The organism is Thermodesulfobacteriota bacterium, from assembly GCA_040754335.1.
In the GTDB taxonomy this organism is placed as follows: domain Bacteria; phylum Desulfobacterota_D; class UBA1144; order Nemesobacterales; family UBA2774; genus 2-12-FULL-53-21.
The window spans coordinates 16898-39611 of sequence record JBFMCV010000007.1; the positions used below are offsets into that span (position 1 = coordinate 16898).

At 55.1% G+C, this 22714-nt stretch carries 19 protein-coding genes; 3 read left to right on the forward strand and 16 right to left on the reverse strand.

The genetic code is table 11. The features are described from left to right. Positions 1 to 175 precede the first annotated feature (175 nt). From ftsZ to mraZ, 15 genes are all read right to left on the reverse strand, one after another. Complete coding sequence (gene ftsZ, locus AB1598_13365; protein ID MEW6145993.1) at positions 176 to 1252, reverse strand: cell division protein FtsZ; 1077 nt, start codon at positions 1250 to 1252, stop codon at positions 176 to 178. Between the two features lie 39 nt (positions 1253 to 1291). After that, the gene (gene ftsA, locus AB1598_13370) at positions 1292 to 2524 is read right to left on the reverse strand and encodes a cell division protein FtsA (GenBank protein ID MEW6145994.1); all 1233 of its coding nucleotides are present in this window, start codon (positions 2522 to 2524) and stop codon (positions 1292 to 1294) included. Then, the gene (locus AB1598_13375) at positions 2517 to 3272 is read right to left on the reverse strand and encodes an FtsQ-type POTRA domain-containing protein (protein MEW6145995.1); all 756 of its coding nucleotides are present in this window, start codon (positions 3270 to 3272) and stop codon (positions 2517 to 2519) included. The genes ftsA and AB1598_13375 overlap by 8 nt, the downstream gene beginning before the upstream one ends. Next, positions 3262 to 4167 (reverse strand): UDP-N-acetylmuramate dehydrogenase, encoded by a 906-nt coding sequence (gene murB / locus AB1598_13380; GenBank protein ID MEW6145996.1) that lies wholly within the window; start codon positions 4165 to 4167, stop codon positions 3262 to 3264. Before murB ends, AB1598_13375 begins: the two co-directional genes overlap by 11 nt. Beyond that, entirely contained in the window at positions 4164 to 5531 is a 1368-nt protein-coding gene (gene murC, locus AB1598_13385; GenBank protein MEW6145997.1) for a UDP-N-acetylmuramate--L-alanine ligase, read from the reverse strand. The genes murB and murC overlap by 4 nt, the downstream gene beginning before the upstream one ends. Continuing rightward, positions 5531 to 6601, reverse strand: coding sequence for an undecaprenyldiphospho-muramoylpentapeptide beta-N-acetylglucosaminyltransferase (murG, locus tag AB1598_13390; protein ID MEW6145998.1), 1071 nt, complete (start codon positions 6599 to 6601; stop codon positions 5531 to 5533). The genes murC and murG overlap by 1 nt, the downstream gene beginning before the upstream one ends. After that, entirely contained in the window at positions 6598 to 7713 is a 1116-nt protein-coding gene (gene ftsW, locus AB1598_13395; GenBank protein MEW6145999.1) for a putative lipid II flippase FtsW, read from the reverse strand. Before ftsW ends, murG begins: the two co-directional genes overlap by 4 nt. After that, on the reverse strand, positions 7688 to 9031 hold the full coding sequence (gene murD / locus AB1598_13400; GenBank protein ID MEW6146000.1) for a UDP-N-acetylmuramoyl-L-alanine--D-glutamate ligase: 1344 nt from the start codon (positions 9029 to 9031) through the stop codon (positions 7688 to 7690). Before murD ends, ftsW begins: the two co-directional genes overlap by 26 nt. 71 nt (positions 9032 to 9102) lie before the next feature. Beyond that, positions 9103 to 10212, reverse strand: coding sequence for a phospho-N-acetylmuramoyl-pentapeptide-transferase (gene mraY / locus AB1598_13405; protein MEW6146001.1), 1110 nt, complete (start codon positions 10210 to 10212; stop codon positions 9103 to 9105). 11 nt (positions 10213 to 10223) lie between these two features. After that, positions 10224 to 11588, reverse strand: coding sequence for a UDP-N-acetylmuramoyl-tripeptide--D-alanyl-D-alanine ligase (gene murF / locus AB1598_13410; GenBank protein MEW6146002.1), 1365 nt, complete (start codon positions 11586 to 11588; stop codon positions 10224 to 10226). Positions 11589 to 11602: 14 nt separating this feature from the next. Continuing rightward, positions 11603 to 13093, reverse strand: coding sequence for a UDP-N-acetylmuramoyl-L-alanyl-D-glutamate--2,6-diaminopimelate ligase (locus AB1598_13415; GenBank protein MEW6146003.1), 1491 nt, complete (start codon positions 13091 to 13093; stop codon positions 11603 to 11605). Beyond that, entirely contained in the window at positions 13090 to 15027 is a 1938-nt protein-coding gene (locus tag AB1598_13420; GenBank protein ID MEW6146004.1) for a penicillin-binding transpeptidase domain-containing protein, read from the reverse strand. The genes AB1598_13415 and AB1598_13420 overlap by 4 nt, the downstream gene beginning before the upstream one ends. Further along, positions 15024 to 15362 (reverse strand): hypothetical protein, encoded by a 339-nt coding sequence (locus AB1598_13425; GenBank protein ID MEW6146005.1) that lies wholly within the window; start codon positions 15360 to 15362, stop codon positions 15024 to 15026. Before AB1598_13425 ends, AB1598_13420 begins: the two co-directional genes overlap by 4 nt. 2 nt (positions 15363 to 15364) lie before the next feature. Further along, positions 15365 to 16324: a 16S rRNA (cytosine(1402)-N(4))-methyltransferase RsmH gene (gene rsmH / locus AB1598_13430; protein MEW6146006.1), complete on the reverse strand. Its 960-nt coding sequence runs from the start codon at positions 16322 to 16324 to the stop codon at positions 15365 to 15367. Positions 16325 to 16328: 4 nt separating this feature from the next. After that, positions 16329 to 16775, reverse strand: coding sequence for a division/cell wall cluster transcriptional repressor MraZ (gene mraZ, locus AB1598_13435; GenBank protein MEW6146007.1), 447 nt, complete (start codon positions 16773 to 16775; stop codon positions 16329 to 16331). Positions 16776 to 17635: 860 nt separating this feature from the next. On the opposite strand from mraZ, the gene AB1598_13440 reads away from it, so the two are divergent. Both AB1598_13440 and murJ read left to right on the forward strand, forming a co-directional pair. Next, positions 17636 to 17860 carry a DUF4911 domain-containing protein gene (locus AB1598_13440; GenBank protein ID MEW6146008.1) on the forward strand — a complete coding sequence of 75 codons (225 nt, stop codon included), beginning with the start codon at positions 17636 to 17638 and terminating at the stop codon, positions 17858 to 17860. Between the two features lie 20 nt (positions 17861 to 17880). Next, positions 17881 to 19458, forward strand: coding sequence for a murein biosynthesis integral membrane protein MurJ (murJ, locus tag AB1598_13445; GenBank protein MEW6146009.1), 1578 nt, complete (start codon positions 17881 to 17883; stop codon positions 19456 to 19458). A 518-nt stretch (positions 19459 to 19976) separates the two neighbouring features. On the opposite strand, the gene AB1598_13450 is transcribed toward murJ, so the two are convergent. Continuing rightward, a complete protein-coding gene (locus AB1598_13450; protein ID MEW6146010.1) occupies positions 19977 to 21821 on the reverse strand; it encodes a cellulase family glycosylhydrolase in 1845 nt (614 codons plus the stop codon). A 151-nt stretch (positions 21822 to 21972) separates the two neighbouring features. On the opposite strand from AB1598_13450, the gene AB1598_13455 reads away from it, so the two are divergent. Further along, entirely contained in the window at positions 21973 to 22710 is a 738-nt protein-coding gene (locus AB1598_13455; protein MEW6146011.1) for a tetratricopeptide repeat protein, read from the forward strand. The last annotated feature ends 4 nt before the right edge of the window (positions 22711 to 22714 follow it).

The window sequence follows — 22714 nt, forward strand, 5'->3', positions numbered from 1 at the left end:
AAGGATGCCGTCCTTCGATCCTTCGACTTCGCTCAGGACAGGCTCGCAGATCAGTAATATCCTGGCTCCATTGATTGGCAAATGCTGAGAAGTTACAGGGGAACCGTATACGAGCGCAGATTCTGCGCCTCAGGACGAACGGGTAAGGATTCTTTAATCTACGGTAACTACTATATCACTGCCCTTCTTTGAAGCCGCGGCGCCTGATGAAAGCGGGAATCTCGAACTCGTCTTCCCCGATGTCGGTAGGGAGCTTGGTCACGAGCTTTTTGATGTTCTGGCTGCTCCTCACGCTCTGTATGCCGGTCGCGATAACGGTAAGCTGGACGGATTCCTTGAATTCGGGGTTGAATACGAGGCCGAATATGAGGTTTACGTCCTCGTGGGCGCGGTCCTTTATGTAGTTGCAGGCTTCGTTGAGTTCTTCGATTCCGAAGTCGGGAGAGGCGGTTACGTTGAGGAGTATGCCCGTTGCGCCGTCTATTGATATGTCCTCGAGGAGGGGGCTCGTGATCGCAGCTTCGGCGGCCTCGATTGCCCTGTTGCTGCCCTCGGCGAAACCCGTGCCCATGAGAGCCTTCCCGCCGTTCTCGCCCATTATGCTCTTGACGTCTGCGAAGTCGACGTTGATGTAGCCCGTCCCGGTGATGATGTCCGATATTCCGCGGACGGCCTGGTGGAGCACCTCGTCCGCTCTCTTGAAGGCGTCGAGTATCGTAATCTTGTGCACTTCTGTGAGGCGGTCGTTCGGGATGACGATGAGGGTGTCGACTTCCTTCTCGAGGCTCTCTATCCCTTCGAGCGCCTGCTTGTTCCTCTTGGGCCCTTCGAAGCCGAACGGCCTAGTCACGACTCCGACCGTGAGGGCGCCTACTTCTTTGGATACCTGCGCGATGATGGGCGACGCTCCGGTGCCGGTGCCTCCTCCCATGCCCGCAGTTATGAATACCATGTCCGCACCGTCTATCGCCTCGGCGATCTTTACCTGGTCTTCGATCGCGGCTTCCCTCCCGAGGACAGGGTTGCCGCCCGAGCCCAGGCCTTTCGTGGTCCTGCTGCCGATCTGTATCTTCGTGGATGCGAGGGATTTTCTCAGGTCCTGCGCGTCTGTGTTAGCCACGATGAAATCGACGCCGTGGAGACCCTTCTCTATCATTGCGTTTATCGCGTTTCCGCCGGCGCCGCCGGCGCCTATGACTTTTATTCTAGCCTTTTGTTCTATACTTGTGTCTTCGAGCTCAAAATTTGCCATATTTAACGCCCTCCTCCAGTATAGTTAAGTCATTTTAACCTAAAAAAACTCCTGAAACCAGTTTTTCATACTGTCAAAAATTTTTTTGAAAACATTTTCATCGCGTATCCGTAATTTTTTGTCGCCCTTGTATCCGCAGCCGTAAAGCACGAGCCCGACTCCCGTCGAGTATACGGGGTTGGCAATAATGTCGGTGAGCCCTCCGACGTCTGTCGGTATTCCCATTCTTACGGGCATTTCCAGAACGCTTTCCGCGAGCTCGACTGTCCCGTTCATTATCACTGTCCCGCCCGTTATCACCGCGCCCGCAGGCACCAGGTCCTCGAAGCCGGACTTTTTTATCTCTCTTTTCGCGAGGGCGAAAATTTCTTCCATGCGCGGCTCGATTATCATCGCGAGGTCCCTTCTCGATATCTTCCTGAAATGCTTTCCGCCGACGCTCGGGACTTCTATCGTCTCATCGGGAGAGACGAGCTCGGCGAGCGCTGTGCCGTATTTCTCTTTTATCCTCCTCGCTTCGGCGAGCGGGGTGGAGAGTCCGAGCGCAATGTCCCTGTCTATGTTATCGCCGCCGAGAGTGACGTTCTCGGTGTAGCGGATGCTGCCGCCGACGAATATGGCAATGTCGGTCGTCCCGCCGCCGCAGTCAATCAGCACGACGCCTATTTCCTTCTCGTCCTCCGTAAGCACGGCTTCGCTCGAAGCGAGCTGCTCGAGCACGATGTCGGCCACGTCCATGCCCGCGCCGTGTATGCATTTGACGAGGTTCTGGGCCGCGGTCACCTGCCCTGTGACAATATGCACCTTGGTCTCGAGCTTTATCCCGTATATGCCGACGGGGTCTTTTATCCCGCTCTGGCCGTCTATAGTGTATTCCTGTGGAATTACATGAATTATTTCCCTGTCTGCCGGTATAAGCACGGCGTTTGCGGACTCTATGACCCTCTCTACGTCCCGCTTGGCGACCTCGCGGTCCCTGATAGTTATCATCCCGTGACCGCTCATGCCTTTAATGTGGCCTCCCGCAATCCCCACGAAGACCGTCCGTATTTCGCATCCGGCCATGTGCTCGGCTTCTTCGACCGCGTGCTTGACCGACTGGATCGTATTGTCGATATTTACGACGACCCCTCTCTTGAGCCCGTAAGAAGGATATGTACCTACGCCTATTATTTCTACTTCCCCTGTCCTTGAATTTAACTCACCCACAATTGCGCATATTTTTGTCGTCCCGATATCGAGCCCTATAATCAAATTCTGCTCTTTACCCATCCTGTGCTCCCGGTTTCGCTGCAGGGTGTTTGAAATCCACCACCCCCATGCTGCCCGAGGAGACGTTGATATAAGATTCCTCGAGGCCGAGGGATTTCGAATAATTAATAATCCGCTCCACCTTGTCCCACTTTACGATTATGTCGTCTCTGTCGAATTCAATGCGTCGGTTGTCGTTCGTGAATACGGTGATCCCGTATATCGGATTCAGCTGGACCTCTGAAATATCGTCCCATTTCAGCACGGCGCTGTTTTTAGATAACTCCAAGATCTCGAGGGCCTCTTCCAAAAGCTTCGGGTCTCTTATACCATCGCCTATCAGAACCGGAAAATCAAGCCCCAGGTCAAAATTTCCGGTGCCGAGCATCCTGCCCCTCCTGCTCATATATACGGGCTTACCGCCCTCCGAAAGCACGATGCAGTAGACGTCCTCTTCCTCTACTTCTATCGTTACTTTTTTGGGGAACTCTTTATGCACGGAAACTTTTTTAATCCAGGGATTCTTGAGTATCTCTTCCTCTACCTGCTTCTCGAAAAAGAAGATGCTGCTCTCCCCTTCCCTCAGGCCCGACCTCTTGAGTATCTCCCTGCCGACGATTCTCTCGTTGCCTCTTATATCCACCTCTTCCACGGTGAACATCCCGAGGTGGAGCGTGATGTAGGAAGACACAGCGAGCGCTGCGACTACGACGAGAGCCGAGAAAACGATTATAACCTTGCGGTACGGGAATCCTTTGTTATCTTCCAACTTTGTTTTTCCCTATTATCCTGACCTCTGTCTCGAGCACGACTCCCCTCTTCTCGAGCGCTTCCCTCTTCGCCTTCTCGATGAGCTCGAGCACGTCGCCCGCGCTCGCGCACCCGGCGTTGACGATGAAATTCGCGTGCATCTCGGAGAACTTCGCGCCGCCGACGGAGAGCCCCTTGAAGCCGAGCTCGTCGAGGAGCTTGCCCGCGGGTATCTCGGGCGGGTTCTTGAATATTGAGCCCGTGTTGGACATCTTGATGGGCTGGGTCCTCTGCCTCTTGTCCATGTATTCCTTGACGTTCCGCTCGATCTCCCGCGGGTCGCCCGGTTTGAGCCCGAACTTCGCCCTCGTGATCACACTTCCCTCGGGGAGATGGCTCTTCCGGTACTCGAATTTCAGGTCTTTTCTCTCGATCTGAATTTCCCCGCCGCCGAACCATACCCATACGGTCTCAAGCACGTCTTTTATCTCGCCGCCGTTTGCGCCCGCATTCATGAAGATACCGCCCCCGACAGTCCCCGGTATGCCGGCCGCGAACTCGAAGCCGCGTAACCCGGCCCTGATAGTCCTGTTGAGTATCGTGCCGAGGACGGCGCCTGTCTCGGCATATACCTTGTTGTCCTCCGTAATCTCTATATTTTTCAGTTTTCTCGTGGAGACGACTACACCGTCTATACCGGCGTCGTAGACGACAGTGTTCGAGCCCGCCCCGAGGACCACCCACGGCACCTCCGACCGGGAGAGAAGGCCGAGAAGCTCCATGAATTCCCCGAGGTTATTCGGTGTGACCAGGACGTCCGCAAGACCGCCCACACGCAGGGATGTGTACTTGCTCATGGGATAGTTCCGGTCGATCTCGCAGCCTATGAGCCCGATCTCTTCCACCAGGTTCATGCGATCTCCTCTGCAATCTTTTCACCTACAGCCCATACGTTGCCCGCCCCGAGGGTAATAATGACGTCCCCGGGCCTGACCGCGCCTAACACGGAGGATACGAGATTGTCGCTCCCGTTAGAGTAGAAGACGTTCGCGTGTCCCATGTCCTTAACGGACTGGTAGAGCGATCTGGACGAAACCCCTTCTATGGGGTCTTCACCCGCGGGGTATATATCCATGAGGAAGAGCACGTCTATGTCGAGGAGCACCTTCGCGAAGTCGTCGAAGAGGAGCTTCGTCCTCGTATAACGGTGGGGCTGGAATATAGCGACTATCCTGCCTAACCCGGAATCCCTGACCGCTTTTATGGTCGCCCTTATCTCGTTAGGATGGTGGGCGTAATCGTCGAGAACGAGCACGTCCCGGCCCCTGCCCTTTATCTGGAGCCTCCTGTCGATGCCCCTGAACTCGGCCAGGCCGTCCCTTATGTCTCCGAAGCTCATGCCGAGCTCCATCCCTACAGCGACCGCGGCAAGGGCATTCTGGGCGTTATGCCCGCCGGGGACGTTGAGGCTGATTTTACCGAGCAGGGAGCCGTTAAGCACTGCTTCGAATACGGTGTTGAACCCCGATATACTCACGCCCTCGGCTCTTAATTCCGCATCCGCGTGAAAACCGTACGTGACCGATCTTTTTTCGAATTTTTCAGCAATCCCCCTCACCCTGGGGCAGTCGGCGCAGAAGACCGAAAGGCCGTAGAACGGAATCTTGTTCGCGAAGCTGGTGAATGCATCAACGAGCTCCGGCAGACCCTTGTAATGGTCTAGGTGCTCTTCGTCTATGTTGGTCAGGACGGAGATTACGGGAGAGAGGAGGAGAAAGGAGCCGTCGGACTCGTCGGCCTCGACCACCATGAAGCTGCCCTTCCCGAGCCTGGCGTTCGTCCCGAGCGTCTTGACCTTGCCCCCTACGACGATAGTCGGATCGAACCCGCCGTGCGAAAGCACTGTCGCGACCATCGAGGTAGTAGTCGTCTTGCCGTGGCTCCCGGCGACCGCGATGCCGTATCTGAGGCGCATGAGCTCTGCAAGCATCTGGGCGCGCGGGATGACGGGTATGCCGTTCTTACGCGCCTCCATGACTTCAGGGTTCGTTTCGTGCACCGCGGACGATATAACTATCACACCGGAGCCGTGGACGTTTTCACCCTCGTGCCCGATGGAAATAACCGCGCCGAGGTCCCTTAATCTCCTCACCGTATCCGATTCTTTCAAGTCGGAGCCCGAAACCGCGTAACCCATATTCAGCAGGACCTCCGCTATGCCGCTCATCCCTATCCCGCCGATTCCCACGAAATGTATCCTCTTTATTTTTCCGTACACTAATTCTCTCCGGCAAGCCTCGAAATTTCATTCACGATTACAGCCGCTGCATCCGGGCGGCCCAGCTTTAGGGCGTGTGAGGCCATCTCATTTAGTTTGTCTCTACGGAGGAGGTTGGTCAATGCCGCGGAAAGATTTTCAGGCAGGGCGTCCCTGTCCTCGACTATCACCGCAGCTCCCGCACGCTCCAAAACCCTTGCGTTCTCGAGCTGATGGTTGTTCGTCGCGTACGGATAAGGGATAAGGAGCGAGGGCTTCCCGAGCGCAGTGATCTCGGCGACGGTGCCAGCCCCTGACCTTCCGATCACGAAATCGGCCTCCCCGTATGCGCCCGCCATATCGTCTATGAAAGGGAGAACGCGGGCCTCTATGCGATGTGAAGCGTATGCATTCTTAACAGCCTCGAAATCCTTCTGCCCCGTCTGGTGTATTACCATTATGTCGGGCCTCCCGAGCCTGGCGATCGACTCGGGTACCGATTCGTTGAGCTTATGAGCGCCCTGGCTCCCGCCGAATACCAGAACGGTGACCTTTTCCGCATCCTTTTTAATCTTCCCGCCGCGCAATATGTCCTGCCTCACGGGGTTCCCGGTTATGACGACCTTTCCGCCGGGGAAAAACTTAACGCTATCGTCGAAAGCCGCGAATACCTTCTTCACGAATTTCCCGAGCATGCGGTTTGCGAGGCCGGGATAGCCGTTCTGCTCGCAGATCGCCGTGGGAACGCCCCTGAGAGAGGCAGCGAGCACCATGGGACCCGAGACATAGCCGCCGACGCCGAGAACGACGTCGGGGCGGAATTTCTTTATTATCGACACGGAATCGGAGACTCCCTTTAAAGCTGAAAACAGGGCGGCCGCGCTTTTTCTTATCCCTTTGCCCTTGATCCCGCGGGCGCTTATGTGCTCGACTCCGTATCCTCTTTTCGACAGCAACTCGTTTTCCAACCCTCTTTTCGTACCTACGAAAAGGACTTCGTTCGTCCCGCTCCTCTTCAATATCTCCTCGGCGACCGCTATCGCCGGGAATATGTGCCCCCCGGTGCCCCCTCCGGCTATGATGACCTTCATTTCAATCCCGATCTCGAGACGTTGAGTATAACGCCCACGGCCGAGAGGGTCGCAATGAGAGAGGTGCCGCCGTAGCTGATAAATGGGAGCGTGAGCCCTTTTGTCGGGAACAGGCCCACCGCTACGGCCATGTTTATCCCGGCCTGGAGGGCTATAAGTATGACGCACCCGAAGACGAGGTAGCAGCCGAACAGATCGGGAGCCCTGAGCGAGACCTTGAGGCTCCTGACCAGCAGCACCCCGAAGCCTATGAGTACGAGCACTATGCCTATGAATCCGAGCTCCTCGCCGATTATGGAGAATATGAAGTCCGTATGCGCCTGCGGCAGGAAGAAGAGCTTCTGGGAGCTGTCGCCGAGCCCGGTGCCGGAGACGCCTCCGAGCGCGAAGGCTATGAACGACTGTATCGCCTGATAGCCCGAGCCGAGCGGGTCCTGCCAGGGATCGAGGAAAGACATAACGCGGTTCATCCTGTAGCCCTTAGTCACGACGGCGAGACATAGGAATATGACCGAAACGACGCCCACGGGAACCAGGTATTTCATCTTGACTTCGCCTATAAAGAGCATGAAGAAGAGCGTGACAAGCATGATCGTCGCTGTGCCGAAATCGGGCTCGAGCAGGACGAGTATTACGTAAACGCCCGCGATAAGTATGTGTGAAGCGAAGCCGACGATGAAGTTGTCGAGCTTGTCCCTTTTTTTGGTGAGAGAATGAGCAAGGTAGAGGACGAGTATATATTTTGCGAACTCGGAGGGCTGGAACGAGAGGAGACCGAGGTCGATCCACCTCCTGGCGCCTCCCACCTCCTTGCCTATGCCGGGGACGAGCACGGCTATCAACAGGGCGAGGCCGATCAGATAAGCCGGATATACGAACTTCCTCAGGAGACGGTAATCGACCCGCATGAGCACTATCATGGACGCGAGACCGATCGCCAGGTATATGCCGTGGCGTATGAGGAAGTAGTTCGCGTTCCCGTACATCTCGAGGGAATACACCGAGCTCGTGCTGTAGACCATGAGCACCCCTACAGCCGTGAGGAATACCGCCGAGACGATGACGCCTATATCGTACGCCTTCGCTTTAGATGAGCTGAATATGTCTAACAAGGTCTTTGTATCTCCTTCCTCGTTCTTCGTAAGACTGAAACATATCGAAACTCGAGCACGCGGGCGAGAATAGAACGCTGTCCCCGGGAGCGAGGTTCTCGAGTGTCTTCTCCATTGCTTCCTCGAGGGAGGCGGCAAGCGAAGAATCCACTTTCCCGCCCAGATCCCTCTGCATCCTGAACCTTGATTCACCCATGAGCACCATGAATTTGACTTTTTTTTCTATCTCTTCCCTGAGCGGCTCGAAGCTCACTCCCTTGTCCTTCCCCCCAGCGATGAGGATCATCGGGGGAGGCAGGCTCTCGAGCGCGCGCAGCGTGGCTGCGGGGCTCGTGGACTTGGAATCGTTATAGAACCGGGCGCCCCGTATCTCCCCTATGAACTCGATCCTGTGGGGGAGCGGATCGAACTCCATAACGGCCTCACGTATGAGCCCGGGGTCGCACCCCATTATAGTCGCAGCAGCGATCGCGGCCATGATATTTTCGACGTTGTGATAGCCTATGAGCTTCACTCCCGTGAGGTCGTAGTAATCGTTCCCGTATCTTATACCCCGGCCGTCGTAAGAGACCCCGTCTTCAGCCCGGCCGGGACCGAAGGGAATCTTCCTCGGCCTGGCGTCACATATATACTTACCTATCACCTCGTCGTCGGACTTGTATATGCACCAGTCCTTCTCGGTCTGGTTCGAGAATATCTTCATCTTGGACTCCGCGTACTCGTCGAAGCTCGCATGATGGTCGAGGTGGTTGGGGGAGACGTTGAGGATGACCGAGACGCCGGGACGGAAGGAATCAATCCCCTGTAATTGAAAGCTGCTCAGCTCGAGCACGAGTACGTCGTATCGGCCGCAGTCGTCCGCTATCTGTATGAGCGGTGTGCCGATATTGGCCCCGAGGAATACTTTCAGTCCGTTCTTTTCGAGAATGCGCGCTATGAGCGTGGATGTGGTCGTTTTTCCGTTCGATCCCGTAACGGCGATCACGGGCTTGGCCTTGTCTATGAACCTCGAAGCGAGCTCGACCTCGCTTATGACTTCGATGCCCCTCCCGAGAGCTTCCCGTACAGGCGGTATGCCGAAAGGGACGCCCGGGCTCAGAACTATCGTATCGGCCGCGAGGAATGTCCCGCTCGTGTGCCCGCCCGCCTCTAACCGTACCCCCCAGGACTCGAGCAGCTTCGCCTGCTCCGATATCTTCTCTATGGGAGAGCTGTCGCTTACGGACACGTCCGCGCCTCTTTTTAGCAAGAATTTAACCGTCTCGATGCCTGTCTTGCCGACTCCCGCAACGAGCACTTTCCTGTCACCTAGCTCCATCGGATTTCATTGCCACCTCTGATTTTATTGCAACCGCCTTTAACGCCAACCGAGTAAATGATCCACTGTAATTATCTCAGCTTCAAGGTCGAGAGAGCGAACAGGGAAAGAACGAGCGATATTATCCAGAACCTGATTACGACTTTGGACTCCGACCAGCCTTTGAGCTCGAAGTGATGGTGGAGAGGGGCCATCCTGAAGACCCTTTTCCCTGTAAGCTTGAATGACGCAACCTGTAATATCACGGACATGGCCTCCGCCACGAAGACCCCGCCGACGAGGATGAGCAGTATCTCCTGCTTCAATATCAGCGCTACGGAGCCGATCGCCGCTCCTAAAGAGAGGGAGCCGACGTCCCCCATGAAGACCTCCGCCGGGTGAGAGTTGTACCAGAGGAAGCCGAGACACGCCCCGCCGACGGCGGCGAGATAGACCGCGAGCTCCCCGCCTTCCGGTATGTAGGGTATCTGGAGGTATCTCGAGAACTCCGCGTGGCCCGCCAGGTATGCGAACAGGACATATGTCGCGGCCGCTACGGCTATGGAGCCGATAGCGAGCCCGTCGAGACCGTCCGTGAGGTTCACACCGTTTGAAGCCCCCACCACCACGATCAGAGCGAAAGGTATATACAGCCAGCCGAGGTTTATTACGGCCTTTTTGAAAAACGGGAATACGACCGAAGAGAATGAATAATCGGCCACCCGGTTCGCGCTTAACGACATCGTAAATCCGTCGAGGTCGCTCATGATAAGGAGAACGAAGAGTATCCCGAACAGTATCTGGAGAGAGAACTTCAACCTTGCCTTCATCCCCTTCTTCTTAGTATATTTGAGCCAGTCGTCGAGAAAACCGATCAACGCGTAGCTCAGCGTGAAGAGGAGCACCACCCACACTATTTCGCTCGTAAGGTTGAGCCATAAGAGCGAAGAGAAGAGTATCGACAGTATTATAAAGGCGCCGCCCATGGTCGGTGTACCCGCCTTGGTCTTGTGCGAGGCCGGACCGTCGTCCCTTATATTCTCCTTGAACTGTCCTTTCCTTAGGAAATTTATGAAGAACCCGCCGAGGATAATGCTTATGAGGAATGCGGTGACACCCGCGCCGAAGGAGCGGAATGTGATGTACTTGAATACGTTGAAAAGAATGTAGTCGCCCTTCAGCAGATAAAGCAGGTGAAACATTTAAACTCTCCTTAGACAAGCCTCTTTGTAACCTCTTCCATCCTCATCCCGCGTGAGCCCTTGACGAGAACGAGGTCGCCGGGCTTTGCGATCTCCCTCACTATCCTTGCGGCCTCCTCGTGAGACTCCGCATAAAACCCGTTTGTCTTATCGCCTGCCCCTTCGAGAACCGCTTTCCCGAAGCTCCCGAATGCTATGACGTAATCGACACCTGAGGCGGACAGATATTCCCCGAGGCCGATATGCTCGCCCGCGCTCATTTCACCTAACTCGAGCATATCCCCGAGAACGGCTATGGCCCTGCCGCCGCCTTTTAAAGCCGTGAGCTCGTTCACTGCGCTCCGCATCGAGTCCGGGTTCGCGTTATAGGTATCGTTTATTACCCTGAAGCCCGCCACGCTCTCCTCGACCTCGAGCCTCATGTGCGGGAGTGAAAAACCCCCGAGTCCCTCCGTTATCTCGTCCTTCCCGCACCCGAAGGAGTGCGCAATTGACGAGGCGCAGAGGGCGTTCATTACATTGTGAATTCCGATGCCGCCCAGGCGGACGGGAAACTCCTCGCCGCCTAACTTCATGCGGAAGCTTATTCCCGAGAAACCGTCCTGGCGTATGTCTCTCGCTGTGACGTCAGCCTCGCCGGATTTTACGCCGTATGTGATTTTCCTGCAATCCACCTTCCGTGCGATCTCGACTATCCGCGGGTCGTCCGCGTTGACTACGAATACGTTATCGCCGCCGAAACCCTCGACGAGCTCGCCCTTGGCCCTTGCCACCCCTTCGATGCCGCCCAGCTTTTCGAGGTGCGCCCTTCCTATGTTCGTAATAGCACCCGTATCGGGGAGAGCTATCTCGGCGAGCCTCCTTATTTCTCCGAAATCGTTCATGCCGAGCTCGACGACGGCCGCTTTATAATTCGCGTCGAGCCTGAAGAGCGTGAGCGGGAGCCCGACCAGGTTATTGAAATTGCCGGAATTCCGGAGCGTCTTGTACTTGCGGGAGAGGATGCTCCAGGCCATCTCCTTCGTAGTCGTCTTGCCGTTGGAGCCGGTAATTGCGGCGAGCCTGAGTTCCGGGAAGCTCTTTCTCCACCCGGAAGCGAGGTCGCCGAGCGCCTTGAGCGTGGAAGGGACCTGGATTACCGATTTCCCCCCGTCGTGCGCGCGGGAGCCGTCTTCGATCACCGCGCCGCCCGCGCCTTTTTTCAAAGCCTCGTCCACATATTCGTGTCCGTCGTGGTTGTCGCCTTTAAGGGCGAAGAATATTTCCCCGTCGGATATGTTCCTCGAATCGGTGCTTACGCCCGAAAAATGACCGTGTGCCCGGCCTGAAACGAGCTTCCCCTTTGTAGAATCGAGAACAAAATCCAGTCCGAGCATTTTGGTATCGAAAACTAATTAAGCATCTCCTTCAATATATCCCCTGCGACCGTCCTGTCGTCGAAAGGGAATTTCCTGGTGCCCAGTATCTGATAATCCTCGTGCCCCTTGCCGGCTATGAGGACCGTATCTTTCTCGCGGGCTATGCCGAGGGCTTTTCTGATGGCCTCTTTCCTGTCCGATATCCTGAAATAGGGTCTGTTGTCTGTACCTGACTCGAAGACGCCGCGCTCTATATCGTCTATTATATCTTCGGGTGATTCGGTGCGGGGGTTGTCCGACGTGACGATCAGGACGTCCGTAAGCTCCCTGCCTATAATGCCCATCTTTGGCCTCTTCGTCCTGTCCCTGTCCCCGCCGCATCCGAACACGAGTATCACTTTGCCCGCCGTAAGCGGCCTTACCGCGTTGAGCACGTTTTTGAGCGCGTCAGGGGTATGCGCATAATCGACCAGCACCTGAAAACCGAGCGCGTTCTCTACCCTCTCGAGCCTCCCCGGCACGGCGGTGAAGCTTGCCACGGCGCGCTCCACGGCCCCGGGCGGGGAACCCAGTGAAAGCGCGGCCGCTACGGATGCCAGTATATTCGACAGATTGTGCTCGCCGAAGAGAGGCGATTTTATTTCGACCCGTCCGTAGGGAGTATCGACTCGCGCGGTTATGCCTTCCTCGGAGACCCTGTAGCTCTCGGCGAAAACGGAGGCGTTCTTATCCCTGAGCGAGTACGTCAAGACAGCGCCGGGAGCAATTCTGGCGATCTCTCTCCCGAAAGGGTCGTCGATGTTTATAATCGAAAACTTGTTCTTTTTATTGCTATCCCTGAGCAGCTCGGTGAAGAGCTTTTTCTTTGCGTTATAGTAATTCTCCATCGTGCCGTGGTAGTCAAGGTGGTCCTGTGTCAGGTTAGTAAAGACAGCGGCGTCGAAGTGGCATTCGAGCACCCTTTTTCTGTCGATGGCGTGAGAGGAAACCTCCATAGCCGCACAGTCCACTCCCGAGTCCCTCATTTCTCTAAGCAGCCTCATAAGATCAAGCGACTCCGGGGTCGTCATCGGGGCATCGACCCTCCTGCCCGCGTACCTGTATTCGATCGTGCCTATGACGCCCGGGTTCCTCCGCTCCTCCTTCCATATCGATTCGAGAAGGTAGGTAACCGTCGTTTTTCCGTTCGTGCCCGTGACACCCGCGAGGCAGAGCTCGTCAGCGGGATTGCCGTAAAAATTCGCCGCAGCCTTCGCGAGCGACTCCCTCGAATCCTCAGCAACTATAACGGAGACTCCGTGGCAGGTCCTCCCGGGCTCGTCTTCGACTAGTAAAGCCCTCGCGCCGTTACCGAGCGCCGAGTCTATGTACCTGTGGCCGTCTGTCTTTTCTCCCTTGAGCGCGGCGAACAGGTATCCCTCTTTCACCTTATTCGAATCGATTGAAATCCCTGAAATCTCTAACCCGTCGTCTCCATCGAACTTTTTTATTTTTATTCCTCGAATTATTTCCCTTAGCGTCATATATTCTGTTTAAGCTCTATAGAACATACCATACCTTCTTTAATCATATCCCCCGGAGAGGGACTCTGACCGGTCACGTAGCCGCTCCCCTTGACTTCGACCTTGATGCCTTCCTGTTCCGACCATTTGAGTATGTCCCTTACGCTCTTGCCGCTCAAGTCGGGCATTATCTTCGCTCCGACGAGCTCCTTCCGGGGCGAGATACCCATGTGGAACAGCACCTTCTCCGCGATCTGCCTGAAAATCGGCGCGGAAACCGAGCCCCCGTAGGTCAATTTCTTGGGCGCCTCGACCACGACGACGAGCGTTATCTTAGGGTCGTCCGAGGGCGCGAACCCGATGAAGGAAGCTATATACCGGTCGCTATAATAACCGCCGTTGACCGGGTCGGGTATCTGCGCGGTCCCGGTCTTTCCCGCGACTTTATAGCCGGGGATGGCCGCCTTCTTTCCCGTCCCCTCTTCAACCACACTCTCCAGAATCCGCGTCATCTCTACCGCGGTGTCGTATGATATTACCCGGCTTTCGACCTCCGGTTTATTATCCCTGATTACATTCCCGTCGGGGCCTATTATCTCCCTGACCATGTGAGGCTTCATAAGGTATCCGCCGTTCGCTATCGCCGAGAGCGCGGACGCGAGCTGGAGCGACGTGACGGAGACTCCCTGGCCGAACGAGATGGTGGCGAGCTCGATCCTGCCCCACGATTTCGGGCTCGTGACCCTGCCGCTCGATTCTCCCGGGACGTCTATTCCTGTCTTGTCTCCGAAGCCGAATTTCTTGAGATAGCTGTAGTATTTTTCCTTGCCGAGCATCTCCCCTATCTTGGACGCGCAGATGTTGCTCGACACCCTTATTACGTCCGCAAACGTGAGTGTGCCGTAGGGATGGACGTCCTTTATAATCTTGGCTCCCACCTGCCTCCTGCCGTTCTCGCAGTAGAACTCAGTGGAGGGGTTCGCGACCTTTTCCTGGAGCGCGCTCGCGGCGAGAAAGGTCTTCATGGTGGAGCCGGGCTCGTAGGTATACCAGACGGGGAGGTTCCTCCTGTAATCGAGCGGGAAGTCGCCGTATTTGTTGGGATCGAGAAAAGGGTAGGAAGCCATGGCGAGCACTTCGCCTGTCTCGGGGTCGAGGAGGATGGCCATTCCCTTCTCGCCGTTCATTTTCTCAATGCCGTCTTTGAGCTCCCTCTCGACTATGTGCTGTATCTGGGAATCGATTGTGAGGATGATGTCGTGGCCCGCGGTTTTCTCTTCGTCGAAGTCCTCGACTATATCGGGGTTGTTTATGATCTTTCTTCCGAGGGCGTCTTTCTTGAGCGTGATTTTTCCGGGCTTTCCGATAAGGAGGCCGTCATACCGGTATTCGATGCCCTCGATGCCGGTCGAATCTATATTAGTGAAGCCGAGCACCTGACCCATGAGCGGCCCGTTGGGATAGACTCGCTTGGGCTCTTCTATAAATCCTATCCCTTCGATCTTCATTTGCTCGAGCTCGGTCGTAACAGCGGGATCGACGAGCCTGTCGAGCCATACGAACGAGGACTTCGATGTGAGCTTCTGGAGCACTGTCTTTTCCGGCATCCCGAGCTTTTCCGAAAGCGTCTTCGACAGCTCCGCCGGATTCTTCACCGCATAGGGGTTGGCGAAGACGGATTTTATCTCGACGTTGACGGCGAGCTCCTTCAGGTTGCGGTCGAGTATCTTCCCGCGGCGCGGGAGGAGCGTCGAGCTCCCATGGTGCTGTTTCCTGGCTATCGTGAACGCCCGCTCGCGGTCGAGCACCTGTAAATCGAGCGCTTTAATGCAGACCGAAGCGAAAAGAACGAGCACGAAAGCCCCGACGATCGCAATCTTCCATCTGGGCCTGTCGAGGTCCCTGCCGAGGGAAATCCTTTTCGAGCTCTTCTTCGCGTTCTTCATCGGCTTCATTTTTTACCGTCTGCGACAGTGGTCTCTTCTATATAGATTATGTCTTCCTGTGTCGGGTACTTGAACCCCATTTCAATCGCGGTCTGTTCGAGCCTGTCGGGGGATTTCGCCCTCATGAACTCGGACTGGAGTCTCCGCTTCTCCTTGAGCAGCTCGTTCGTCTGCCTGTTGTTCCTCGAAATCTCGTAGCCGATCCTCAGCTCCTCGACCTTGAACCTGACATAAAAGAGCGCGAGCGCGAGCGCAATAAGCACGAGTATCACGAACCCGGTAGAGAGGCCGGCTCTCTCCGATTTCTCCTTCTCTCTCGACCCTAGCACCTTCACCTGACCCATTCCTACACCCTTTCCCCAACCCTCATCTTGGCGCTCCGCGCCCTGGGGTTGTTAAGTATCTCTTCTTCACCGGGAACTATCGGGGTGCGCGTGATTATCTTAAGAATCCTTTTCTTGCCGCAGCCGCATTCAGGCATCCCCGGCGGACAGACACAGGGGGAGGACATACGGAGGAAGCTCGATTTAACCAGCCTGTCCTCGAGCGAGTGAAAGGAGATTATCACGAGCCTGCCGCCAATCCTCAGGCGGGAAACGGCTTTCCCGATAAATTCCTTTATGTTCTCGAGCTCGTTGTTGACGGCTATGCGGAGCGCCTGGAACGTCTTCGTCGCGGGGTGTATCCTCGCGGGGTGGAATTTCCTCGGTATGGCTTCCGACACAACTCTCGCGAGCTCGGCGGACGTCCTGATGGGATTCTCTTTCCTCGTCTCCACTATCCTCTTCGCTATCCTTTTCGACCACTTCTCCTCCCCGTACATCCTGAGGACCCTCGATATCTCGTCCATGGTCATTTCGTTGACGAGGTCGTAGGCCGTAAACCTGAGCCTCGGGTCCATCCTCATATCGAGGGGCTCTTCCCTCATGAAGCTGAATCCCCTTTCGCTCGTCTCGATCTGATATGAGGACATCCCGAGGTCGGCCAGTATGCCGTCGACCTCCCTGATGTCGAGACCGTCGAGCACTTTATCTATGTCGGAGAAATTGCTGTTTCTGTAAATTACGTGGCCGTTATACGCGGAGAGCCTCTCACGGGAAATGGAGATCGACTCCTCGTCGACGTCGAGACCGATGACGAGAGACCTCGAATGCGTATGATCGAGTATGGATTTGGTGTGTCCGCCCATGCCCAGGGTGGCGTCGACGTATACGCCCTCGGGCCGGGTGACGAGATAACTCACAACCTCTTCGCTCAGCACCGATCGATGGACCGGCTGCGATATTTCAGCGACCGCGTTTTCCATCTCCTTATAGTCCTTGTCCCGCAAGAATCTCCCTGCTCTTCTTGAATTCTTCGTAAGCGCGGCCCTGCTCTTCCTGCTCCCAGACTTCCTTCGCCCAGATCTCTATCCTCGTCAGCATGCCGATCATGATAACCTCTTTATCGATGCGGGCATGGCTCCTGAGCGGCTGCGGTATGAGGACCCTGCCCTGACCGTCGAGGGGGCAGTCGACCGCGCCTCCCATCAGGTATCTCAGGAATGATATGACCTCCTGCCTGAACTGGGGGAGGGAGGACACTTTTCTTTCGATCTCGTTCCATTCCCTGAGCGGGTACGCCGCGAGGCATTTGTCGAAATTTGTAATGATCAGAGTCTCATCCGCGTACTTTTCCCTGCATACTTCCCGGAACCTCGCAGGGATACTCACGCGTCCTTTATCCGTCATCGTATGTTCGTATCGTCCTCGGAACATATCATACCATCTTATGCCACTTTATACCACTCACAACCACTATATAACTTTGTCTTAAGTTTGTCAAGTAAGTTTGTGTTATTTTTCAATTTTTTAGTCCGTTCGGGTGGTTAAAATAAAAACATTCGCAATTAACTTACGTATTGGCATGAAAAGAATGGTTTTTCGGGCATCCCGAGGGAGCTTGCTTTAATAATGCATTGTAACATATTGTTATCACTATATATATTATTTACCAATCCGGCGGGTATAAAAATATAACAATGCCACTTTGTACCACAGGATAACTAAAGTCGGTCCGCACGCCGATTCTGTAGGCTCTAGTTAACGCGACCCAAAGACGGGATTCCCCCTTCGCTTCGGACTCCGCTAAAGCTTCGACCGACAAGAAAACTTCGGGAGACGAGCAGTGCGGACGGGTGAGGCGCGGGCGCAGAGGGACATAACCCGTCCATGCTTCGACACGCTCAGCACGAACGGGTTGGGGTTCGTGTGTTGGTTTGGGCGGAAGAGGTTAAGATGTATCGGGTGTGAGCACAGATTCTGGGCCATACATTGCGTGCCGCCGATTTGCCAGCAGATAATATCGGAGCTGAGAAAGTTGCAATCTGGACTATAGGTGAGAGAGACCGATTCCTCACTAGTTCGGAATCGTTTGTGAATGTCGGGAAGGAGAAAGACGAGATGCTGAAACAAGTTCAGCATGACAAGAAAATTAGAGAATCCCAGCCACGAGTTATTTAACATCTACAGCAATGACAGGAAAATCGGTGAATTTCGGCCCTGAATCATTTAACACCTTCGGAAAAAAGCATAAAGTTGTATATAATCTTGTGATTTAAAATACCGAAGCCGAGTTTATGCCCACTATATCGATAAAGCTCAAAAATAACAGTGAAAGCGTGTATTTCCAATCCATCATGGGCACCTATTCGCACCTGGCGTGGGTGAGGACGGACGACCCGGAATCGGGGATCATTCAGGTGATAACCACTCCGGACCTGTTGGAAGAAACTCGCAGCATACTGGAAAATTTAAAAAAAGAGATAGAGTTCGAGGAGGTAGGCCGGGCCTGGGGCACTTAACGCCCCAAGCCCCGTCCGATATGAGCGATAAACACGAAATAGCCCGCTCGGCCGGAATGATCGGCTTCCTCACGTTCCTTAGCCGCGTAACAGGGTACATAAGGGACATGGTCATGGCCTACTTTTTCGGCGCGACAGCATTCACGGACGCATTCTGGATCGCTTTCAGGATACCGAACTTGCTGAGGAGGCTCTTCGCCGAGGGGTCGCTCACCATCTCCTTCATCCCCGTCTTTACAGAGACGCTCGAGAAGAAGAACAATGAGGATGCGAAGGAGGTCTCGGACATTGTCTTCAGCCTCCTCTTCACGATAACGATAATAATCTCGCTGCTCGGTATAATTTTTTCCCCCTACATAGTAAAGCTCTTCGCGTACGGCTTCGACAAGGAGACGTTCGATTTATCAGTCGCGCTCAACAGGATAATGTTCCCCTACATATTTTTTATCTCCCTTACGGCCCTCTCCATGGGAGTGCTTAACTCGCTAAGGCATTTTTTCGCTCCCGCGTTTTCCCCGGTGCTACTCAACGTCTCAATGATCCTCGCTATATTCGTTCTCTTCAGGAGCTTCGACCTGCCGATTTTCTCAGCGGCGGCAGGCGTGATACTGGGAGGCGCGCTGCAGCTCCTGATACAGCTGCCGTTCCTCCGGGCGAAAGGTTTTCTGTTCAGCTTCACGACACACTTCCGCAACCCTGCTGTCAAGCGCATAGGGCTGCTGCTCGTGCCGCAGCTTTTCGGACTTGCGGTATACAACCTCAACCTCATAGTAAGCTCTCAATACGCCTCGTTCATGCCCGCGGGCACGATCTCTTATCTATACTTCGCGGAGAGGCTGACGGAATTCCCGCTCGGCATAATCGCGGTATCGATCGCGACCGTGCTTCTGCCGAGCCTGTCGAGTTACATAAGCAGGGGGGACTATGAAAAATTCCACGAGACCTATACGTTCACGCTCAAGCTCATGCTCTTCATTCTCATACCGGCGCTCGCGGGCCTGATCGCGCTCCGCATCCCGATATGCAACCTCCTCTACCAGAGGGGGGAGTTCACGTACGAGGCCACCGTATTCACTTCACAGACACTGTTCGGATACTGCCTCGGGCTCTGGGCCGTGGGAGGGCTGAGGGTGACGGCACCCGCATTTTACGCGATGCAGGACACGAAGACCCCCGTCGTTGTAGCGTTCTTCGCGTTCCTTCTTAACGCCGCGCTCGGGTTCGTGCTGGGGTTCACCCTCAAGCTCAACCATACTGGACTCGCGCTCGCTAACTCCGCTTCGTCCGTATTCAACTTCCTAACGCTCATATATCTTCTCGAAAGAAGAACAGGGGACCTGAAAGCGGGGACTATCATACTTTTCTGCCTCAAGATGGTCGTCGTCTCGGCGGTGATGGCCGCAGCCGCGTGGTGGATATCGACCTACGCCGACTGGACAGGGTCCGCATTCTCGGTCAGAAAACTAGCCGTTCTCGCGCTCTCCATAGGCGGCTCGGGGATCGTATTTATAATCCTCACGAAGATATTAAGGATCGAGGAGGCCGGGTTCCTCCTCAACATGATGAGGAGAAAGATGCGGGGGAGGAAAGAGGGCTGAGCGGCCCCGCAACTACGCGGTCCCTTGGATAATAACGTATAGTGCAGAAGCCGAAGGGAAGCCATCAATTCCACCCTATACCTACGTTAGTGATACCCGTTCAACCCTTCGATCCTTCGACTTCGCTCAGGACAGGCGCGCAGTTCAGGATTTTCCTGCTCCATTGTCTGGCTAACGCAGAGGAGTAAGTAAGGAATCGTATACGAGCGCAGGTTCTGCGCCTCAGGGCGAACGGGTTGGGTTTCGTTGCTGATTTAAGCAGAAGAGACACAGAAGGACCGTATGCCTGCGGGAACCGTCCTTCGACAGGCTCAGGACGATCGGGATATGTTGGATTGATGAGTGAAAGGTGACACCCTCACCCAATCCCTCTCCCCTCAAGGGAGAGGGATTTAATTGGTCAGGCGGAGGAGATCCGGTAGGATCATATATGAGCACACATTGTGTGCCGCCGGATTCTGTGAATGTCGGGAAAGATAAAGCCCAAACGACCCGCTACCCGATTTTCTTTCCACAATCTATCGCAGAGCGCAGAAGCCGAAATTGACGGAGCTATGCGCGCGTACGATGTTGTTCCACGAGACACCTTCGGCTCTTACCTCGCTCCCCGTTTGAGTGTAGGCGGCGTTCCACATATTCCTTACCCTTCCCTGTATGTTGAACTTCACGACCCAGTCCACATTGGCCGACGTAGTGTTCTCCACAGTCACATCCGCGCAGTAGCCTGTCTTCCAGTCGTCCGTTATACGGACTGTAGCTGTAACATCCCCCGAAGGTGAAGGAGTCGGCACGGGCGTGGGTACGGGCGTAGGCACCGGAGTGGGTTTGGGAGTAGGAACAGGCGTAGGTACAGGTGTGGGAGGCGCGCTAGTTCTATCGGCGCAGAAGCCGAAATCGACCGACTGTCCGGGATTGACCATGTTGTTCCACGAGACCCCTTCGGCCGTAACGGAATCGCCCGACTGCACATAGACCGCATTCCACATCTCCCTGACCTTGCCCTCGACCGTGAACGTAACCTTCCAGTCGGAGACCCGGGTGCCGTTGTTGGTAACCTTGACCTGAGCGCAGTAGCCCGTCTTCCAGTCGTCGTTTATCTTAACGCTGACGGCGAGGTTATCGCCGCCTCCGGGCTGACCGCCTTCTTCGCTGTCGCCGTCCGCGGACGCACAGCCCGGATCATCGGGATAATCCGTAAGCCCGTCTCCGTCGTTATCAGTGCCGTCCGAGCATTGAGGCTCATCCCCGGGCTCTCCGCCGCTTCCGTCCATCAACACGCGGAGCAGATCGACCTTATCCTGCCAGACGTTCTTCCAGTCGTCCCTGAGTATCCCTCCAGTGTCGCCGCTGTTCGGGTTCCACGACCAGTAAAAGAAATCGGTCATGCCCTTTCCGTCCATGTAGTCTATGAGCGCGTCCTGAAGCGTCTTGTCTCTCGAATCGCCCCCGTGCCCGTACTTCCCCCCGAATTCGCCTATCACGACCGAGTATCCGAGGTCGGTGAGGTATCCGAAATGCTTCTCCCAGATTGCGGGCATATTATCCGGGAAAGAGGCGGCGTTGAAATACGGCTGGACGAAAACGTCCGGGCCGTAGACGTGCGGGCTCAGCACCAATTTGTCGGCGGGTATGTCGAGCGGGTAGCACTCGAAGGGCTCGAGGTTCCCTCCCCACCAGTGGGCTGTTGAGCCGCTGCATACGGGGTTGTCCTGAATGCCCTGGACGAATACAAGGACATCGGGGTTAGCAGCGAGGACCTCTCCCGCCGCCTCTTCCGCGGCCGTGTTCCAGTCCGTCTGTTCGCTTCCCGTACCCCATGTCGCGGGGCCGTGAGGCTCGTTCTTTATGTCTATCCCGACGAAATGAGCGATACCCTCGTATCTCCCGGCGACGAAGACGAGGTCGTCTATCCACTCATCCTCCGTATAGGATGGCGAGTACCAGAGCTCGTTTATGGACTGGCAGTCGTAATTATGGAAATCGAGGACTATATAAATTCCCTGAGCGTCGAGCTCGTTTATCACCCTGTCGAAAATGTCGAGGGACCTCAGACCCTGGAGATCAGGATTGAGAGAATAGTTTATGCTCGATACGTTCGTGTTGTTTAAAGTCGCAGGGCAGAAGGGGAGCCTGACGGCCGTGAACCCGAGCCCCTTAATCTGGCTCAGCATATCTTTCCAGTTCCTCGCCCAGAGTCCGTGGACCACGTGGTCCCCAGTCTCGAAGCCGAACCAGCTTACGCCGTAAAGATGAATCCTGTTTCCATCTTCATCGTAAATTCCGCCGTTATCAGTGTTATAACCCCAGGCGGGGAGAGACAGCATAAGGAGCAGTGAGAAAACCACCGGCAATCGACGCAGCATGATAAATCCTCCTTCGAGTTTTATTCAGTTATAACCCCTAATCCGGCTTCCTCCAAGAAAAAAAATTCCCCCCCCAATATTTTCACATATATATACGGAGACGGGGTGCTGTCCGGATGAAGGGCTGTGTTTCAAATATTAGTCTTATGTTATGATTCTAGTTGAAATGGCGGGAGATAACCGCTCGGCCGAAGACGAGCTCGTCAAATACGAAGAGAAGTACGCAAGGATACTGACGCAGGACCCCTCGTCCGTCGCTTTTATCTTCCTTGCCCAGGTGCTCTACAAGCAGGGTAAGGTCGACAAGGCCATAAATGTATTGATAAACGGATTGAGATATAATAAGAAGAGCGTTACGGGCAGGTTCCTGCTCGGAAAAATTTACTACGACAGGTGGCTGATCGAACAGGCGAAGAGGGAATTCCAGGCGGTAGTCGAGCTAGCCCCCGACAACCTTGCCGCATGCAAGATGCTGGTGCAGATACACAAGAGCGAAGAAGCCTATGGGAAAGCACTCGAAATCCTGAGAGCGGCCTCGGCGTATCATCCGCACGACGGATCGATAGTGTCAGAGCTCGGGGAGATAGAAGCCGCGCTGACGGCGGCGGAAAAAAAAGAGAAGGAATTCAAGTCAGCGAGAGAGAGCATAAAGACGGCGCTCGAATCGAAGAGCCTCGAGGAGCTCGAATCGGGCATGGGACAACAGGAGAAGGAGCTCTGCACGGAGACGATCGCCGACATTTACATCTCACAGGGCCTCTTCGAGCGCGCCTGCCGGGTGCTCGAAAAGATGATCGAGAACGACCCCGGAAACGAGGCAGCCAGGGAGAAGCTCGCAAAGTCGAGGCTCCATCTGATAAATAAAAGCGCGGGATTCCTAGGAGAGTGAGCGC

What these genes read in the sequence shown, in the direction of transcription:
- AB1598_13450 (MEW6146010.1), bottom strand. Translation starts at nt 21,821, where the DNA reads ATGCTGCGTCGATTGCCGGTGGTTTTCTCACTGCTCCTTATGCTGTCT.
- murG (MEW6145998.1), bottom strand. Translation starts at nt 6,601, where the DNA reads ATGAAGGTCATCATAGCCGGAGGGGGCACCGGGGGGCACATATTCCCG.
- murJ (MEW6146009.1), top strand. Translation starts at nt 17,881, where the DNA reads ATGAGCGATAAACACGAAATAGCCCGCTCGGCCGGAATGATCGGCTTC.
- mraZ (MEW6146007.1), bottom strand. Translation starts at nt 16,775, where the DNA reads ATGTTCCGAGGACGATACGAACATACGATGACGGATAAAGGACGCGTG.
- rsmH (MEW6146006.1), bottom strand. Translation starts at nt 16,324, where the DNA reads ATGGAAAACGCGGTCGCTGAAATATCGCAGCCGGTCCATCGATCGGTG.
- AB1598_13425 (MEW6146005.1), bottom strand. Translation starts at nt 15,362, where the DNA reads ATGGGTCAGGTGAAGGTGCTAGGGTCGAGAGAGAAGGAGAAATCGGAG.
- mraY (MEW6146001.1), bottom strand. Translation starts at nt 10,212, where the DNA reads ATGTTTCACCTGCTTTATCTGCTGAAGGGCGACTACATTCTTTTCAAC.
- murD (MEW6146000.1), bottom strand. Translation starts at nt 9,031, where the DNA reads ATGGAGCTAGGTGACAGGAAAGTGCTCGTTGCGGGAGTCGGCAAGACA.
- AB1598_13415 (MEW6146003.1), bottom strand. Translation starts at nt 13,093, where the DNA reads ATGACGCTAAGGGAAATAATTCGAGGAATAAAAATAAAAAAGTTCGAT.
- AB1598_13455 (MEW6146011.1), top strand. Translation starts at nt 21,973, where the DNA reads ATGATTCTAGTTGAAATGGCGGGAGATAACCGCTCGGCCGAAGACGAG.
- AB1598_13420 (MEW6146004.1), bottom strand. Translation starts at nt 15,027, where the DNA reads ATGAAGCCGATGAAGAACGCGAAGAAGAGCTCGAAAAGGATTTCCCTC.
- ftsZ (MEW6145993.1), bottom strand. Translation starts at nt 1,252, where the DNA reads ATGGCAAATTTTGAGCTCGAAGACACAAGTATAGAACAAAAGGCTAGA.
- AB1598_13440 (MEW6146008.1), top strand. Translation starts at nt 17,636, where the DNA reads ATGCCCACTATATCGATAAAGCTCAAAAATAACAGTGAAAGCGTGTAT.
- ftsA (MEW6145994.1), bottom strand. Translation starts at nt 2,524, where the DNA reads ATGGGTAAAGAGCAGAATTTGATTATAGGGCTCGATATCGGGACGACA.
- murF (MEW6146002.1), bottom strand. Translation starts at nt 11,588, where the DNA reads ATGCTCGGACTGGATTTTGTTCTCGATTCTACAAAGGGGAAGCTCGTT.
- murB (MEW6145996.1), bottom strand. Translation starts at nt 4,167, where the DNA reads ATGAACCTGGTGGAAGAGATCGGGCTCATAGGCTGCGAGATCGACCGG.